Origin of the sequence: Bacillus sonorensis NBRC 101234 = KCTC 13918 (assembly GCF_001592005.1) — a bacterium.
GTDB classification, from domain to species: Bacteria; Bacillota; Bacilli; order Bacillales; family Bacillaceae; genus Bacillus; species Bacillus sonorensis.
The window spans coordinates 149,045-166,070 of sequence record NZ_BCVZ01000003.1; the positions used below are offsets into that span (position 1 = coordinate 149,045).

The 17,026-nt window shown below is 46.4% G+C and carries 14 protein-coding genes; 9 read left to right on the plus strand and 5 right to left on the minus strand.

Annotated features, from left to right (window positions below; translation table 11 throughout):
* Window positions 1-206: 206 nt before the first annotated feature.
* Window positions 207-578, minus strand: a complete 372-nt coding sequence (locus BTR1S_RS06080) for a DUF1360 domain-containing protein (RefSeq protein ID WP_006637076.1) — start codon at window positions 576-578, stop codon at window positions 207-209.
* A gap of 163 nt (window positions 579-741) precedes the next feature.
* On the opposite strand from BTR1S_RS06080, the gene ric reads away from it, so the two are divergent.
* Window positions 742-1,455: an iron-sulfur cluster repair di-iron protein gene (gene ric, locus BTR1S_RS06085; RefSeq protein ID WP_006637075.1), complete on the plus strand. Its 714-nt coding sequence runs from the start codon at window positions 742-744 to the stop codon at window positions 1,453-1,455.
* Between the two features lie 130 nt (window positions 1,456-1,585).
* Here the strand turns inward: ric and BTR1S_RS06090 are convergent, their stop codons facing one another.
* From BTR1S_RS06090 to BTR1S_RS06100, 3 genes are all read right to left on the minus strand, one after another.
* On the minus strand, window positions 1,586-3,940 hold the full coding sequence (locus BTR1S_RS06090; RefSeq protein WP_029418856.1) for a nitric-oxide reductase large subunit: 2,355 nt from the start codon (window positions 3,938-3,940) through the stop codon (window positions 1,586-1,588).
* Window positions 3,941-4,088: 148 nt separating this feature from the next.
* Window positions 4,089-4,757 (minus strand): Crp/Fnr family transcriptional regulator, encoded by a 669-nt coding sequence (locus tag BTR1S_RS06095; RefSeq protein WP_029418857.1) that lies wholly within the window; start codon window positions 4,755-4,757, stop codon window positions 4,089-4,091.
* 61 nt (window positions 4,758-4,818) lie between these two features.
* Window positions 4,819-5,058 (minus strand): DUF2164 domain-containing protein, encoded by a 240-nt coding sequence (locus BTR1S_RS06100; protein ID WP_006637072.1) that lies wholly within the window; start codon window positions 5,056-5,058, stop codon window positions 4,819-4,821.
* Between the two features lie 197 nt (window positions 5,059-5,255).
* On the opposite strand from BTR1S_RS06100, the gene BTR1S_RS06105 reads away from it, so the two are divergent.
* Window positions 5,256-6,440 carry a nitrate/nitrite transporter gene (locus tag BTR1S_RS06105; protein ID WP_006637071.1) on the plus strand — a complete coding sequence of 395 codons (1,185 nt, stop codon included), beginning with the start codon at window positions 5,256-5,258 and terminating at the stop codon, window positions 6,438-6,440.
* A gap of 172 nt (window positions 6,441-6,612) precedes the next feature.
* Window positions 6,613-7,326 (plus strand): fumarate/nitrate reduction transcriptional regulator Fnr, encoded by a 714-nt coding sequence (fnr, locus tag BTR1S_RS06110; RefSeq protein WP_006637070.1) that lies wholly within the window; start codon window positions 6,613-6,615, stop codon window positions 7,324-7,326.
* 203 nt (window positions 7,327-7,529) lie between these two features.
* Here the strand turns inward: fnr and BTR1S_RS06115 are convergent, their stop codons facing one another.
* On the minus strand, window positions 7,530-8,252 hold the full coding sequence (locus BTR1S_RS06115; protein WP_029418858.1) for a YwiC-like family protein: 723 nt from the start codon (window positions 8,250-8,252) through the stop codon (window positions 7,530-7,532).
* Between the two features lie 148 nt (window positions 8,253-8,400).
* On the opposite strand from BTR1S_RS06115, the gene BTR1S_RS06120 reads away from it, so the two are divergent.
* The 6 genes from BTR1S_RS06120 (at window position 8,401) to narH (ending at window position 17,015) form a co-directional block, all read left to right on the plus strand.
* Complete coding sequence (locus BTR1S_RS06120; protein ID WP_006637068.1) at window positions 8,401-8,868, plus strand: cyclic nucleotide-binding domain-containing protein; 468 nt, start codon at window positions 8,401-8,403, stop codon at window positions 8,866-8,868.
* 109 nt (window positions 8,869-8,977) lie between these two features.
* Entirely contained in the window at window positions 8,978-10,090 is a 1,113-nt protein-coding gene (locus BTR1S_RS06125; protein WP_006637067.1) for a TIGR04053 family radical SAM/SPASM domain-containing protein, read from the plus strand.
* Between the two features lie 94 nt (window positions 10,091-10,184).
* On the plus strand, window positions 10,185-10,415 hold the full coding sequence (locus tag BTR1S_RS06130) for a DUF1858 domain-containing protein (RefSeq protein WP_006637066.1): 231 nt from the start codon (window positions 10,185-10,187) through the stop codon (window positions 10,413-10,415).
* Entirely contained in the window at window positions 10,412-11,653 is a 1,242-nt protein-coding gene (locus BTR1S_RS06135; RefSeq protein WP_029418860.1) for a DUF438 domain-containing protein, read from the plus strand. Before BTR1S_RS06130 ends, BTR1S_RS06135 begins: the two co-directional genes overlap by 4 nt.
* Before the next feature lie 216 nt (window positions 11,654-11,869).
* Entirely contained in the window at window positions 11,870-15,556 is a 3,687-nt protein-coding gene (locus BTR1S_RS06140; RefSeq protein WP_006637064.1) for a nitrate reductase subunit alpha, read from the plus strand.
* Window positions 15,546-17,015 carry a nitrate reductase subunit beta gene (narH, locus tag BTR1S_RS06145; RefSeq protein ID WP_006637063.1) on the plus strand — a complete coding sequence of 490 codons (1,470 nt, stop codon included), beginning with the start codon at window positions 15,546-15,548 and terminating at the stop codon, window positions 17,013-17,015. The genes BTR1S_RS06140 and narH overlap by 11 nt, the downstream gene beginning before the upstream one ends.
* Window positions 17,016-17,026: the final 11 nt, after the last annotated feature.

The window sequence follows — 17,026 nt, forward strand, 5'->3', positions numbered from 1 at the left end:
ATGCTAATGTATGGCAATTGTAAGATCACATGAACAGGACTTTGCACATTCTTTTTCTTTATATTGCAAATTTTAAAAATTGAAATAAATTCTCTATGTCTTTTTTTCGGGAGTAAAGCGCTAGAGAAAATGTTCAAAAAGTCGTCATAATTCAGCTTTGTTCACAAAAAAATAAAAAACCATCCGATTCAGCTGAAAAGGAATGGTTATTTATTTAAATCAGATAAAAAACCGACAAGCTTTGTTCCGATTCCCACAAATGTTTCAAGGATCGCCTGTGCTCCCGCGATCGACAAAATAAAAATGACCGGGGTGCTCGCTTTCGGCATGAGCAAATAGCCGAGGCCGATGATAAGGGCGCACCAAATACCCGCGCACCAGTAGCAATTCAGCAAATAGCCAAAGTTCGACTTCGGCACCTTTTTCACATCAACATGCCCTGTTTTATCAACGATTTTCTCTTTCTTCATAAACGGCTTTCGAATGAACTCCGTGATTTTATCAAAGACAATCAAATGGGTTAACCGGTAGCTGGCGAGAATCAGCATCACATACGTAAGCCAGGATAGTTCCTTCATATTGGGCCTCCACAAAACGAAAGTTATATGTTAGCTATTCCCCTTTCCCTTCAACTTATTGCTGCTGATGCGATTTTTTGTGATGTAGATCACGATCTTCTCTCCCTGAACAGGATACAGTTATTTCATAGCATGAAAATATAAGTTTCAGGAGGTTTTTTGCATGGAAACAGCATTTGACAGAAATACAAAAACCGGTGATATTGTGACCCGTTTTCCAAAAGCCAGCCGTCTGTTAAAGGAATATCGAATCGATTTCTGCTGCGGAGGAAACCGACCAATCGCCGAAGCCATTCAAGAACAGAATTTAAATGAAGAAGAGATATTAACGAAAATCAATACACTGTATGAACAGACAAAAACGTTAAACGAGAAGGAGATAAACTGGAGTGAAGCCCGCTATTCCAGCCTGATCGACTATGTGGTCAATACCCATCACGCCTATTTATATGAAGTCTTGCCTGAGCTCTCTGGATTTGTCACAAAAGTATACCGCGTCCACGGCCGTCATCATCCTGAACTCGCTCAGGTGCATCAGCTGTTTCATCAGCTGAAAGCAGAATTGGAACACCACCTCATCCAGGAAGAAGAGCACATCTTTCCTAAAATCACGGCTTATGAAGAAACAAAGTCAGCCATCCACTTGACAGACGCTGTTGAAGCGATCGATACGCTGGAGAAAGAGCATGAGGCAGCAGGCGACATATTGAAAGAGTTACGCAAAATAACAAATGATTACGCCCTTCCGGAAGGAGCGTGCACAACATATACGCTCACTTACTTAAAGCTTGACGAATTAGAATCAGACCTTTTTCAGCATATTCACCTAGAAAATAATATTTTGTTCCCGCGTCTAAAAGAAGAAGCGCAGCAATAACAATAAAGACAGAGGATCTTGTCGAGATTCTCTGTCTTAAGACTGTCTTCTAGACAGTCTTTTTTATGAATTTTGGAGCCGCGGAATAAAAATCAAAACAGAGGATCCCGCTTAGATCCTCTGTTTTTTATCAATCTTCTGATGCTATATCTTTCACAGGCAATTCCTCTCCGTCTTGATGCGTCGGTTTACGCAAATGAAACAGCGATTTGACGGTGAAGTATGCAAGCAGCACGATGCTGATTAAAAAGATCGTATCCGGAATCGAGCGGAGCGTCAGCAATGTTTGTACAACATCCTGCTGTAGAAACTCGGGCGCTCTTGAGCTCCAATAGCCGTCTTCAAACGCCTTTTTCAATTGGATGAAACCGATCGGCAGAAGGCTCATAAAGACCATTCCGAACAACCCGATATTCAGCCCCCAGCAGGCGATTTTCAACAGTTTATCATTCCAAAACTGCGGTTTTACGATATTGCGCAATGAGTACAGCCATACGACAATGGCGAACATTCCGTAGACTCCCATCATCGCACCATGGCCATGGGCCGGCGTCAAAAATTGGCCGTGCTCGAAGTAGCTGACGGCAGGCAAATTAATTAAAAAGCCTAATACTCCGGCGCCGACGAGATTCCAAATCGCCGTAGAAATTAAAAACCAGAATGTTGCTTTATACGGAAAATCGTTTCCGCCGTCACGCATCATCTTGTACTGCTCATACGCTTCAAGCACAAGCAGTGTCAAAGGGATGACCTCCAAGCATGAGAAAACCGAGCCAAGCCCGATCCAAACTTCTGAAGATCCGTTGTAATAGTAATGATGGCCGATTCCGATTACACCGCTTCCGAGCAGAAGCGTTAATTGGAAATAAAGCGATCTGACCGTCGACTTTTTCGTCACCAAATTCATCTGCACCAATAAAAATCCGATGACGACGACGGCGAAGACTTCAAAAATTCCCTCCACCCATAAATGGATGATCCACCAGCGCCAGAAATCAGACATGGTGATGCTTGTCCCCGGGTTAAACAAAAACGCGGCTCCATAAAACAGCGGAATGGCGATCGATGAATAAAACAGAAGATGAATCAAACCGCCTTTATCAGACTCTTTTTTCAGACCGCTTTTTATTCCCCTGAAGACGATAAACAGCCAAATCAGCATGCCGAGGGCAAGGATGATCTGCCAAAAACGGCCGAGTTCGATGTATTCCATCCCCTGGTGGCCGAACAGGAACCAATTGTTTCCCAGATAACCTTTAGCACCGAGCCATTCGCCGACAACGCTCCCGCCGACGAGAAAGATGAGCGCCCAGAAAAGAATATCCACCAGCAGGCCTTGCTTTTTCGGCTCCCGTCCCCCGACAAGCGGGGCTACAAAGATTCCCATGCCAAGCCATGCTGTCGCAATCCAGAAGATCGCCAGCTGCAGATGGTACCCCTTAGAAATGCTAAAAGGAAGCACCTCTCTGATCCAATCGATGCCAAAAAAGCTGTCAGGCTCCACATAGTAATGGGCAAGCAATGCACCGAGCATCGCCTGAATGAAAAACAAGAGCGAGACGACGGCGAAATATTTTCCCGTTTTCACTTGTGATGCCGTCAGCGGCTGGTTTTCCAAACGAAAAACAGGAAATTCTCCTTCTTTGTAAGCTTCCTTCATCCCAAGCTTATAGCGGTAAAACAAAAATAGAATAATACCGACAAATAAAATGAGGATGGTGACGCTGGCTCCGCTCCACCAAACCGCGGAAAATGACATCGTATTGCCGGCCTCTTCATCATAAGGCCAGTTGTTCGTATAGGTAATATCATCATTTGGTCTTAATGTGCTGGCCAGCCACGCCGTCCAAAACATAAAATCAGAGACCTGTGTAATCTGGTCCTCATTCGCGACCCATGCCCTGTCATGATCAGGCATGTGACGTTCCTGAATCAATCCGGGTTCAATCCCCCAGCCGTCTCCATTTGTGAACACGTCGCGGTAGTGTGAGCGCACTTTATTCAAGCCATATACTTGCGCTTGTGTAAGCTCCAATGTTTTCGAATCTGAGTCATAGCGGTTTTTGCGCATTTCCCGAATGACCCTGTCCCGAACTACCGACTTTTCTTCGTCAGAAAGCTTGTTGAAGCTTTTGCCGTAATCATTGACCGCCTTGAAATTTTGCATTCCTTCTGTATAGATTTTCAAGGCTTCTGCTGTATAGTCCGGCCCCATATATGAACCGTGCCCCAATATTGTTCCGTAATCCATCAGCGCATATTTTTGAAATACCGCCTGTCCTCCGCTGATTGACGCTTCTGTCATCAGTACTTCGCCTTTTGGATTGGTCACTTCAAGCGGTCTTGGGGCAAGTCCCTTGAAAATCCAATAGCCTCCCAATAAAAGCACCGAAAAGCTGACGATTAACGTAAAGACAAGAATCGATTTCAAAAAGCCGTTCTTTGCCGTTTTCTTCACCGGTGCGGACTCTCTTTGCACTTCCATCAAGGTTCACTCCTTTCCTATTTGCATGTCCTAAGATACTGGAAATGCAGCGGTCCGGATGTGAACCAGATCACTGAATTTATGGCAAATTCGTGAATTCAGGGTAAAAAAATCAGGCTTCCATCGGATCATGGAAAGCCTGATCAGATTAGCTGCTGCCGTTCAGCCACTCAGCATCGTAAATCAATATCCCGCTTCTGTCGGCGGAAAGCAGGTTTTTCTTTTTCATTTCATTTAACGTGCGATTAATCGTTTCCCGCGACGTACCCACCATATTCGCAAAGTCCTGGTTGGTAATCGGCAAATTGATATACACCCCTTTCCCCTTTCGCACGCCGTGTTCAGCCGCCAGTTTCATTAAAGCATGCGTCAGGCGGTGCTGCACGTCTTTTGAAATAAACCCTTGGATCCGTTCCTGCAAATCAATGATTTTTTTGCCCATGATTTCCATGACCTTGATCGTCATTTGCGGATATTTCATGAGAAGATCGTCAAAATCGGCAATGCGGATGACGATTAATTCCGTTTCCTGAACGGCTTCAGCCGTCGCCGGATATGGAGACCTGTCAAAAAAACCGACGTGCGGAAACATGTCGCCGCTTTGGAGAAGGGAGATCACTTGTTCATTGCCGGCTTCATCGATCTTGTATGTTTTCACAAGACCTGATTTGATGAAGAATACGGCTTCCCGTTCTTCCCCTTCCATAAACACGAACATTCTCGGCTGATAGGTGCGTTTCATTGCAATCCGCTCAATCTGTTTGAATTCTTCTTCATTTAAACCGCTGAAAATCAGAAATTGTTTCAAAAATTCCATCATAACACCTCAGGTCCTTCAAGCATTTTGCATAAAGGTGATTGTGTTCAACCCCCTTATGTTAGAGACGCTTTTCAAGCGCAAAAAGCTCCTCCTCAATCGCCGAGGCTTTCTCTTCCACCACCCGGCGGCTGTCTTTTAAAGCCTGATTGTAAAAGTAGGGACCAAGCTTTTCTTTCACAAATTCAAACGTCTGGATCGCCGCAATATCCCCGATCTCTTCCCCTCTTTCCTCAAGATAAAAGCGCTTGATCTCATTCATAATGGCTTGTTTTTCTTCTGCCGTCAGCTGCAAAAACATGTATCAGAAACTCCTTTTTATTTTCATCATAAACGAAAAACAACAAAAATGATCGGTATTTATATGATGATTTAACAATTTATTCACAAATAAACATGAAGCGGTATTCCGTGTGACGTATTTCACAATGTCTTTGAATGACTTTTTGTAAGATGAATTTGCTGATTCATTTTCCCTTCGAAAGGAGTAAAGCCGTAATGGTAAATCGTCAAAAATTACAATTGCCGCTGCAATCACTCAGTTTGGTGGCAGGATTTATGGTTTGGGTTTTAATCTCATCATTAATGCCTCATATTAAACAGGATATTCCCCTGACCGACGGCGAAACATCTCTGGTTACTGCCATCCCGGTCATACTTGGATCTCTGCTCCGGATTCCGCTTGGATATTACACAAACAAATTTGGGGCGAGAATCACTTTTATGATTAGTTTTTTGCTGCTTCTGTTCCCGATATTTTGGATCAGCGCGGCTGATTCATTATCCGATTTAATCATCGGCGGGTTTTTTCTCGGAATCGGAGGAGCGGTGTTCTCCATTGGGGTCACATCATTGCCGAAGTATTATCCTAAAGAAAAGCACGGTTTTGTAAATGGAGTCTATGGAGCCGGAAACGTCGGTACGGCGATTACCACTTTTGCCGCTCCTGTTGTAGCCAAAGCAGCCGGCTGGGAAAATACGGTGCGGATGTTTATCGTCTTAGTGGCCGTATTCGCCTTGCTGAACTTTTTGTTTGGCGATCGGAAAGAGCCGAAAGTCACAGTATCCGTCTCAGAACAAATCAAAGCAGTCTATCGCAATCAGACATTGTGGTTTTTAAGTTTATTCTACTTTATCACATTTGGCTCTTTCGTTGCGTTTACGATCTATCTGCCGAACTTTCTTGTCAACAACTTCGGACTGGATCCCGTTGATTCAGGGCTCAGGACCGCAGGATTTATCGCAGTTGCGACGTTTCTCAGACCTGTCGGCGGCTGGCTGGCGGATAAGTTCAATGCGCTGAAGCTTTTAATGTATGTTTTTGCAGGCTGCACGTTGTCAGGAATTTTATTGGCCTTTTCACCGAGCCTCGGATTGTATGGATTCGGCGTTCTGACGGTTGCCGTATGCGCGGGAATCGGAAATGGCGTCATCTTCAAATTAGTGCCGTTTTATTTTTCAAAACAGGCCGGGATTGTCAATGGCATCGTCTCAGCAATGGGCGGCTTAGGTGGATTCTTCCCGCCTCTCATCTTATCAAGCGTCTTTCAGGCGACCGGCCATTATGCAATCGGATTTATGGCTCTTTCGGAAGCGGCCCTTGCCAGCTTTGTCATCGTCGCATGGATGTATTTTCAGGAAGTCGGCAAAACATCAACGGGAACAAAAACGCGGGATTTATAAACCTTTCGCATCCCGCATCATTCCAAAGACCTGAGGCTAATGTGCTCAGGTCTTTTTCTGGGACATTCTTCATAAGTTCACAAGATTGTTATTTTTATAAGATGATTCAGGTTTATTTAACGATACAATAGAACTGCTTAATATGACTTTCTCTAAAAGGGGTGACGCTCCCATGAATGTGTCTGTTCGAAAATCTGATACAGATCTGATCTCTGCTGATCTGCATTACTTATTGGAATCGATCAGCACCAAAAGAAAAATCCGACAAAATACTTATCTTTTTCAAGAAGGTATGGATGCAGAAGAACTATATCTCATTCAGTCAGGGCTCGTCCAAATTGGCAAATTGACGTCTGACGGAAAAGAACTGACGCTTAGAATGTGCAAAAAAAATGATATTGTCGGAGAACTGACGCTTTTTACCGATGAAGCGAAATATATGCTGAGCGCGAAAATCCTCTCGGATGGCGAAGTATTGGTTATCAATAAAGAAAAACTTGAAAAAGAACTGATTCAAAACGGCGCTTTAACGTTTGAATTTATGAAATGGATGAGCACTCATTTGCGAAAAATCCAATCGAAAATTCGCGATCTCCTTCTGAATGGCAAAAAGGGAGCACTCTACTCTACGCTGATCAGGCTCGCCAACAGCTACGGCATTACACGAAGCGACGGCATTCTCATTAACATCGTGCTGACGAACCAGGATCTGGCGAAATTCTGTGCGGCTGCCAGAGAAAGCGTAAACCGCATGCTGAGCGACCTTCGGAAACTCGGCGTGATTTCGATTGAGGAATCGGGAAAAATCGTCGTTCACAACCTAAGCTATTTAAAACGTGAAATCGACTGCGAAAATTGCCCGCTTGAAATATGCAACATCGATTAATACAGGAACAAACGGGGCTGCGGGCAAAACGGCTCCCCTTTTACGCAGAAACGCCGTCTTGGCCTGGAAGCGCGAATATGCTGACAGGATCACGGCGGCGGCGTTCAGTCTGTGACGCCGTCTCAAACAGACGGTTTGCCGCCGAAAATGCAAGCGTTTTCCACGATGCCGAAACAAGGACAATGAGATGTCCTTGTTTTTATTTATATATTCAGCAAAAAGACGCCCATCGCAAGCATGAAACAACATGCATTAAGCAATTCAAAGATTCCTATTTTTTTGACCGGCAATTTTCTCCCGTATAACAGCCATGCCCTCAAGCTGCTCGGAATAAAACCGATGATCGCCCATCCGGCCCCAAATGCCAAAGATAAAAACGGCAGGATGAGATGATAGCTCCATGAGTAATATTGAAACCGTTTGTTTTTCTTTTCGCGGATCATAGACTTTACATAAAATGCACTGCCGACAAAAAACAAAATCGATTGGATAAAAATGAACCATCCCCAGCCGTCCAGCCGCCCATCGCCGGCCCAATAGGCCGCAAGCCCGCCTGCGGCAAAAACGATGATCGCCGCAATATCATTGATGAGCGCTCTGTCGTTGTTCTCTTTCGCATAATACAGATTGACGAGAAAAAGCGGAACGAGGGACAACCCGAGCCAAACGAGCGCAGGTAGCGTCCAGACCGCGGCGAGCAGGAACAGGACGGCAGGAACGCTGTAGATCAGCGCCCACTTTTGATAAAAAGCGGTCTTTTTCTTTTTGACCATCATTGTGAGAGGAAAAGCCACCAGGTATAGAAAAAACCATCCGATAAACAGCGGAATATGCCGCACATGAGCACCTCCGCCGATCATACCGAGGAAAAAAGGAATCACAAGCATCGCCCAGGCGCCATGCTGTTTCGGTATCAACACTTTCATAAAAAACACTCCTCCCTTCTACTCTATTATAAAAACTTCATGTCCAGCAGTGAGTGACATTTTTCATATCCCGAGTGTGAACTTTATCACTGCCTTTTTCTGCCTTTCCTTCTATACTGTAGCTACATGCATAGAAGGAGGACATTCAATGGACCGGTTTGACTACTTGATATTTCTGAAAAATCTTCCTATGTTTTTAGGGGTGCCCCTCCCCATCATTAAAAGGCTGCTGAAAAACGGAAAAGTGATTGATATCGCATCGTCCCGCCACACCCGATCGTTTCTGCATTCACAATCCGTTTATTTTGTTTTGAAAGGGGAAGTGCTCTTTGCGGACAAAAGGCTCCCTGAGGATTCCCGCATCATCGCCGAATGGGAGAAAGGCGATGTGTTTCCCATAGATCAAAAGGGAGAGCCTTTTTTATCTCCGTTTATTTCTGTCAAAACTGCCGCTGATACCACTGTACTAGAAATTCCTTTTACGATATTTAAAAAAATGATGACTTATAACCAACAACTGCAAATGAACTTTCTCAAACTGCTCCAGCAAAATCTATTCTTTTCCTATCAATTATTTTTGCGTTATCTCCATTCCTCCCAGGAGAACGCCGAATGAGAAGGGCTCCTCCCTTCTCTCCTCTTTTCAAACTGTGATCTACTTAACATTCTCATTTTCTTATTTCCGCTACGATGAATGCGAAGAGTAACGAAAGGACAGATGAAGCATGATACAGTGTGATTTTCAGGAGGCTCCGTTTATTGTCATTTGGGAGCTGACCAGAGCCTGTGAGCTTAAATGTCTCCACTGCCGGGCGTCTGCGCAAAACCGCCGTGACCCGCGGGAGCTCTCTCTTAAAGAAGGAAAAGCATTAATCGATGAAATCTATAACATGAACAACCCCATTTTGGTGCTGACCGGCGGTGATCCGCTAATGAGGGAGGATGTCTTTGAGATCATTCAATACGCCGTCCGAAAAGGCGTCCGCATTTCCATGACACCGAGTGCAACGCCGAATGTGACGAAGGAAGCCATCCAAACTGCAAAAGATATCGGCTTATCCCGCTGGGCGTTCAGCCTGGATGGCCCGAACCGCGAAATTCATGATCACTTCAGGGGAACAGACGGCTCCTTCGACCTGACGATGAATGCAATCCGGCATATCCATGAATTTCAATTGCCTTTGCAGATCAATACGGTGATCTCAACTTACAACATCGATTACCTTGATGAGATGGCACAGCTGGTTGAGCAATTAGATTGTGTTTTGTGGAGCGTGTTTTTTCTCGTCCCGACCGGACGGGCCAAACGGGAGGACATGATTTCAGCCCTTCAGCATGAAAAAGCGTTTCAATGGCTCAGCCGTTTGGCCAAACGGGCGCCTTTTGACATTAAAACGACGGCGGCCCAGCATTACCGCCGGGTCGTCATCCAGCAAAAAATGCGGGAAGCAAAAGATCCCCACCTTCAGATCCGCTATGAGGATGCATTGCAAAAAGGCAAAATCGATGCGATCGGAGGGCTTGGCCGGGCCCCTAAAGGCGTTAATGACGGTAACGGCTTTTTGTTCATTTCCCATATCGGTGATGTGTATCCCAGCGGACTATTGCCTGTTAAAGCAGGAAACATTCGCCAACAGCCGCTGTCAGACATTTACCGCGAGTCGCCGATTTTCAAAGAGCTGCGAAATCCTGACGGTTATAAAGGCAAATGCGGGGTCTGCGAATTCCGTCATGTTTGCGGAGGCTCGCGTTCACGCGCATACGCTTTGACAGGCGATTATTTAGAAAGCGATCCCAGCTGCATCTACATTCCGAAGGCATTGCGCAAAAAAATGTGATCTGGATCACAAAAGTATCTTCCTGCTTGTATTATGATCGATTCTGAGAATGATCATCAATTTCAAAAGGATGTGATCCTTTCTGAACAAGACATTGGATTTAAACGCTTCTGTCTATGAACTGTGCACATTGCATCCTGAGCTGAAAGTCTTAATGAAAGATATCGGTTTTGACCACATTGCAAAACCCGGAATGCTTGAGACTGCCGGCCGCATCATGACGATCCCAAAGGGCGCGCGGCTGAAGAACATTGATTTGACGCACATCCTGACGATTTTAAGGGAACAAGGCTTTGAACCTGTTTGGAGAGGAGACGAACCATGAGCGAATTCATTAACAACAGGGAAACTCATCAGAAATTATCACATGAAAGAAAGCAGCAGCTGAAAGACATCATCATCGATCTTCATAAAGGAGCGCCTCTTGAAGATGTCAAACAACGGTTTCAGGCCGCGTTCGGGTCGGTTAATGCAGAGGAAATCGCCCAATTGGAACAGGCCTTAATACAGGAAGAGGGAATCGAGCCTGAAGAGATCCAAAAGCTCTGCTCCGTTCATGCAGCGGTTTTTAAAGGATCGATTGAAGACATCCACCGCACGGAGGCCGAAAAACAGCCCGGCCACCCGGTTCATACATTTATAAAGGAAAACAAAGAAATAGACTTCCTTTTGAACTTTAAAATCCAGCTTCATTTGGACCGGTTTGAAAAGGAAGACACGGAAGAACATATTTTCAAGCTGATCAGCGATTTAAACCTGCTGGCGGATGTAGACAAGCATTACAGCAGAAAAGAAAACCTGCTCTTCCCCTATCTGGAAAAGTACGGGATCACCGGCCCCAGCCAGGTCATGTGGGCGATTGACGATTTTATCCGCAAAAGCATTAAAGAAACGAAAGCGTTATTGGAAAACTACACACCTGATCAAAAAGCCGAAGTCATTCGCGAGCTGGGCTTTATTATAAAAGAAGGCACAGAAATGATTGATAAAGAAGAAAAGATTCTACTGCCGATGGCCCTGCGGACATTAACGGAAGACGAATGGCTGAAAATTGCGGCGGAAAGCGATGAAATCGGCTATTGCCTGACAGAGCCTGAAGCCGTCTGGGAGCCTAAGCGCCACCCGCTTCAGACAATGGAAAAAGCAGTTGACGGATATGTCAGACTCCCTACCGGAACATTATCCCTTGAGCAGCTTGAACTCATGCTGAACCACCTTCCCGTTGACCTGACGTTTATTGATGAGAATGATGTTGTCCGCTACTTTTCTCACGGCAAGGAACGGATTTTCGCCAGAACAAAGGCAGTGATCGGCCGAACCGTACAAAATTGCCATCCGCCGGGAAGCGTTCATATCGTCAATAAGCTCCTCGATGATTTTAAGTCAGGCAAAAAAGATGTTGAAGATTTTTGGATTCCATTCAAAGACAAATATGTGTTCATCCGCTACTTTGCCGTCCGCGATGAACACGGCAAATACATCGGCACATTGGAATTCACCCAAAACATCGCCCCGATTCAGGACATAACCGGAGAAAAACGAATTTTAAACTCCGCTGAATAAAAGCAAAACGGCCCGCTTTCATTTGTATGGAAAGCGGGCCGTTTTTTGTGACGCCTGCAGTCCGAATGCCCCCCCTCCCCTTTTTCCTTCAAATTCGTCTAAAAAATGTGACGAATTTGTGAAATCCGCAAGCATTGTGACAAAGTTAACAAGGTCCCGCTTCTCCTCCGTATATAGTGAAGATAGCATCACTGACTCAGGAGGAGTGAACCAGCAATGAAAAAAAAGAAAAACAGCCCTATTTCCAGGAGATTAAATTATTTCTCTCCTATAGAACACCATTCTGATAAACACAGCCAGACTTCTTATGAAGACCGAGATTGGGAAGATGTATACAGAAGAAGATGGCAGCATGATAAAGTGGTTCGTTCGACCCATGGCGTCAATTGCACCGGCTCTTGCAGCTGGAATATTTATGTAAAAAACGGGATCGTCACCTGGGAAGGCCAGCGTCTCGACTATCCTTCCACAGGCCCTGATATGCCTGACTTTGAACCGCGCGGCTGTCCGCGGGGAGCAAGCTTCTCCTGGTATATTTACAGCCCGCTTCGCGTGAAATACCCATACGTCCGGGGTGTGCTGATCAACATGTGGCGGGAAGCCTTAAGCGCCCACAGCAACCCTTTAGATGCATGGAAATCGATCGTTGAAAACCCTGAAAAAGCAAAGGCTTATAAACAAGCGCGCGGAAAAGGCGGTTTTGTCCGGGCGGAATGGAGCGAAATATTAAAGCTGATTTCCGCTTCCCTCCTTTATACCGTGATGAAATACGGTCCTGACCGCAATGTCGGCTTCTCGCCGATTCCGGCTATGTCCATGCTCAGCCATGCGGCCGGCTCCCGGTTTATGTCGCTGATCGGCGGTCCGATGCTCAGTTTTTATGACTGGTATGCCGACCTCCCTCCTGCCTCTCCGCAAATCTGGGGAGACCAGACAGATGTACCGGAAAGCAGTGACTGGTACAATTCCGGCTATATCATGACATGGGGGTCGAATGTCCCGCTGACAAGAACACCTGATGCACACTTTTTGGCTGAAGCCCGTTACAGAGGGACGAAAGTCATATCCATCAGCCCGGACTTTGCCGAATCCACAAAATTTGCTGATGACTGGATGAGCATCAGACAAGGAACAGACGGAGCGCTTGCGATGGCAATGGGCCACGTCATACTCCAAGAGTTTTATGTCAATCAAAAGACGGAGCGCTTTATTGACTATGCAAAACAATATACTGATTTCCCGTTTTTGGTGACCTTGAATAAAGAAGGCGGACAATTCACGGCCGGCCGTTTTCTCCATGCGAAAGACATCGGCCGCCGGACAGAGCATGATGAATGGAAACCGGCCGTCTGGGATGAAGAAACAGGCGATTTCGCCATCCCGCAAGGAACTATGGGCTCGCGCTGGGACGGCAAAGGGAAATGGAATTTGCGCATGATTGATGAAGAGACCGGACAGCAAATTTCACCGCGGCTTTCCATGCTCGGAAAAGAAGATATGATCGGCACGGTCAAAATTCCTTATTTCTCTCATGACGGCAACAAAGTGCTGGAAAGGCCCCTTCCGATCAAAAAATTGAATCTGAACGGCGAGGAAGTCTTTGTGGCTACCGTATTTGATCTGACTCTTGCAAACTACGGCGTCAACCGCGGAATCGGCGGACAGACAGCTGAGTCATTTGATGATCCAGAACCGTTTACACCTGCTTGGCAAGAGCAGATCACCGGCGTTGATCGCGGCCAGGTCGTCAAAATTGCGAGGGAATTCGCGCAAAACGCGATAGACACAGATGGCCGCTCAATGATTATCGTCGGTGCCGGGATTAACCACTGGTTCAATTCAGACACCATTTACCGGGCGGTATTGAATCTCGTTCTTCTCGTCGGTGCACAAGGAGTCAACGGAGGCGGCTGGGCCCACTATGTCGGCCAGGAAAAGCTCCGTCCTGCTGAAGGTTGGCAGACGATCGCCATGGCTAAAGACTGGGGCGGTCCGGCTAAATTGCAAAACGGAACTTCATTCTTCTATTTCGCGACTGACCAGTGGCGTTATGAGGATGAACCAATCAGCAATCTGGCTTCTCCAATCACGGGAACGTCCCGCTACAAACACCATGCCGATTATAACGTGCTGGCGGCAAGGCTAGGATGGCTTCCGTCATACCCGACATTCGAAAAAAACGGGATTGATTTATATAAGGAAGCGGAACAATCGGGCGCCCGGAACGTTCAGGAAGTCGGGACATACATCGCCAAACAGCTTGAAGATAAAAAATTGAAATTTTCGATTGAAGACCCTGACAATGAAAAGAATTTTCCGAGAAACCTTTTCGTCTGGAGAGCCAACTTAATTTCAAGCTCAGGCAAAGGCCACGAATATTTTCTGAAGCATTTGCTCGGCACAACAAACGGGCTAATGAATGAAGATCATGACAGCATCCGTCCGGAAGAAATCACCTGGCGGGACAAAGCGCCTGAAGGCAAACTCGACTTATTGATCAATCTCGACTTCCGCATGGCCGGCACGGCTCTGTATTCCGACATTGTGCTTCCTGCGGCTACATGGTATGAGAAGCACGATCTCAGCAGCACGGATATGCACCCGTTCATTCATCCGTTTAACCCGGCGATTTCAGCCCCTTGGGAAGCAAAATCTGACTGGGACATCTTTAAAGCTTTGGCAAAAGCGGTTTCCGATTTGGCTGAGGAAGTTGACATGGAACCGGTGAAGGAAGCAGTTGCCACTCCCCTGCTCCATGATACCCCTCAGGAACTGGCGCAGCCATTGGGGAAAATCACGGATTGGAGCAAAGGCGAATGTACCGCTGTTCCAGGTCAAACCATGCCGCAAATTCATGTCGTGGAACGCGATTACAGGCAGATTTTTCATAAAATGACATCTCTCGGGCCGAATGTCGTCAAACAGCCTTACGGAACAAAAGGAATGAACTGGTCTGTTGAAGAGGAATACAACTCCCTGAAAAAGATACTCGGTGTTGTGACTGAAGACAATGTTGCAAAGGGCTGTCCGATGATCCATGATGCAAAACAGGCCGCAGAAGCCGTTTTGACCCTGTCGTCTACTTCAAATGGAAAAGTAGCCGTAAAGGCATGGGAATCGCTTGAAAAAATCACGAGTCTGGAATTGAAAGATTTGGCTGATGAACGGGAAGAAGAACGTTTTACGTTTGAACAAATATCGGCTCAGCCGAAAACAGTGATCACCTCCCCTGCTTTCAGCGGGTCTGAAAAAGGAGGACGCCGCTATTCTCCATTTACGACAAATGTGGAGAAGCTGATCCCGTGGAGAACACTGACAGGCAGACAATCGTTTTATCTTGACCATGAAATGATGATGGAATTCGGAGAAAACATGGCGACATTCAAGCCGATCCTGATCCATCGCCCATTCTTGAACAAGCGTCCTGAACAAGAAGGAAAAGAAATCGTGTTGAACTATTTAACACCGCATAATAAATGGTCGATCCACAGCATGTATTTCGACTCCCTGCCGATGCTCACCCTGTTCAGGGGCGGACCGACGGTTTGGATGAATAAAGATGATGCGGCGGAAACCGACATTCAAGATAATGATTGGATTGAGTGCTTCAACAGAAACGGAGTCGTCGTCGCCCGCGCCGTCGTATCGCACCGCATCCCGAAAGGAATGGCGTTTATGCACCATGCCCAGGACCGGCATATCAACGTGCCGGGGACAAAACTGACGAACAACCGCGGCGGCACCCATAACAGCCCAACCCGCATCCATGTCAAGCCGACGCAGATGATCGGCGGCTACGGACAGCTCAGCTACGGCTTCAACTACTACGGGCCGACTGGAAATCAGCGCGACCTCAATGTCGTGATCAGAAAATTGAAGGAGGTCGATTGGCTTGAAGATTAAAGCGCAAATCGGAATGGTCATGAACCTGGACAAATGCATCGGCTGCCATACGTGCAGCGTAACATGCAAAAACACATGGACAAACCGTTCAGGTGCAGAATATATGTATTTCAACAATGTCGAAACAAAACCGGGCATCGGCTACCCGAAACAATGGGAAAACCAGGATAAATACAAAGGCGGCTGGGAGCTGAAAAAAGGCAAGCTGCAGCTGAAATCGGGAGCCAAAGCAACGAGGCTGATGAATTTATTTTACAACCCGTACCAGCCGACAATCGATGATTACTACGAACCTTGGAACTATGATTATGAAACATTGACAAACAGCCCCGAGAAAAAGCATCAGCCTGTCGCAAGACCGAAGTCTTCCATTACGGGAGACTTCATGAATCTTGAATGGGGTCCGAACTGGGAGGATGATCTCGCCGGCGGCCATATTACCGGACTTGAGGATCCGAACGTTAAAAAAATGGAAGAATCGATTAAAACAGAATTCGAAGATGTCTTCATGATGTACCTTCCGCGAATTTGCGAACACTGCATCAACCCGTCATGCGTCTCTTCCTGTCCATCAGGAGCGATGTACAAACGCGAAGAAGACGGGATCGTTCTGGTCGATCAGAATGCATGCCGCTCATGGAGACATTGTGTATCATCCTGCCCTTATAAAAAAGTATATTTTAATTGGCAAACGAACAAGGCCGAAAAATGCACATTATGCTTTCCGCGTTTAGAAGCCGGACTTCCGACGATCTGTTCTGAGACATGCGTCGGCAGAATCCGCTATCTCGGCGTTATGCTTTATGACGCTGACAAAGTGCAGGAAGCGGCGTCAGTCGAAAATGAACAAGACTTGTATCACTCCCAGCTGGAAATTTTCCTTGATCCGAATGATCCCGCTGTCGCCGAAGAAGCGAAAGCGCAAGGCATTCCGGCGGAGTGGATTGAAGCGGCGCAAAAATCGCCGATTTACAAAATGATCATCGATTGGAAAATCGCCCTCCCCCTTCACCCGGAATATCGGACATTGCCGATGGTATGGTACATTCCGCCGCTCAGTCCGATCATGAACATGTTTGAAGGAAAAGGCACAGCTCAATCGGCGGAAGACATCTTCCCTGCCATTGAGCAAATGAGAATTCCGATTGAATATTTGGCGAATTTGCTGACGGCCGGTGATACAGCTCATATCAAAACCACATTAAAGAAAATGTCCGTCATGCGGATGTATATGAGAGCCAGCCAGACAAATAAACCAATGAACCCTGACCTGGTTGCCGACACAGGTTTGACGGAGCAGCAAATTGAAGAGATGTACCGTCTCCTCGCGATCGCCAAGTATGATGACCGCTTCGTCATTCCAAGCGCACACCGCGAAGAGGTGGCGGACTTATATATGGAACAAGGAAGCTGCGGGTTATCATTTGCCGGAGGTCCCGGCCCCTGCCAAAACTTATGAAACTGGAGTGA

Bases quoted from the DNA above. Each gene is read 5' to 3' on its own strand.
- ric (WP_006637075.1), top strand. From the start codon at position 742: ATGGAAACAGCATTTGACAGAAATACAAAAACCGGTGATATTGTGACC.
- BTR1S_RS06120 (WP_006637068.1), top strand. From the start codon at position 8,401: ATGGACCGGTTTGACTACTTGATATTTCTGAAAAATCTTCCTATGTTT.
- BTR1S_RS06105 (WP_006637071.1), top strand. From the start codon at position 5,256: ATGGTAAATCGTCAAAAATTACAATTGCCGCTGCAATCACTCAGTTTG.
- BTR1S_RS06135 (WP_029418860.1), top strand. From the start codon at position 10,412: ATGAGCGAATTCATTAACAACAGGGAAACTCATCAGAAATTATCACAT.
- BTR1S_RS06115 (WP_029418858.1), bottom strand. From the start codon at position 8,252: ATGAAAGTGTTGATACCGAAACAGCATGGCGCCTGGGCGATGCTTGTG.
- BTR1S_RS06080 (WP_006637076.1), bottom strand. From the start codon at position 578: ATGAAGGAACTATCCTGGCTTACGTATGTGATGCTGATTCTCGCCAGC.
- fnr (WP_006637070.1), top strand. From the start codon at position 6,613: ATGAATGTGTCTGTTCGAAAATCTGATACAGATCTGATCTCTGCTGAT.
- BTR1S_RS06090 (WP_029418856.1), bottom strand. From the start codon at position 3,940: ATGGAAGTGCAAAGAGAGTCCGCACCGGTGAAGAAAACGGCAAAGAAC.
- BTR1S_RS06125 (WP_006637067.1), top strand. From the start codon at position 8,978: ATGATACAGTGTGATTTTCAGGAGGCTCCGTTTATTGTCATTTGGGAG.
- BTR1S_RS06095 (WP_029418857.1), bottom strand. From the start codon at position 4,757: ATGGAATTTTTGAAACAATTTCTGATTTTCAGCGGTTTAAATGAAGAA.
- BTR1S_RS06100 (WP_006637072.1), bottom strand. From the start codon at position 5,058: ATGTTTTTGCAGCTGACGGCAGAAGAAAAACAAGCCATTATGAATGAG.
- BTR1S_RS06140 (WP_006637064.1), top strand. From the start codon at position 11,870: ATGAAAAAAAAGAAAAACAGCCCTATTTCCAGGAGATTAAATTATTTC.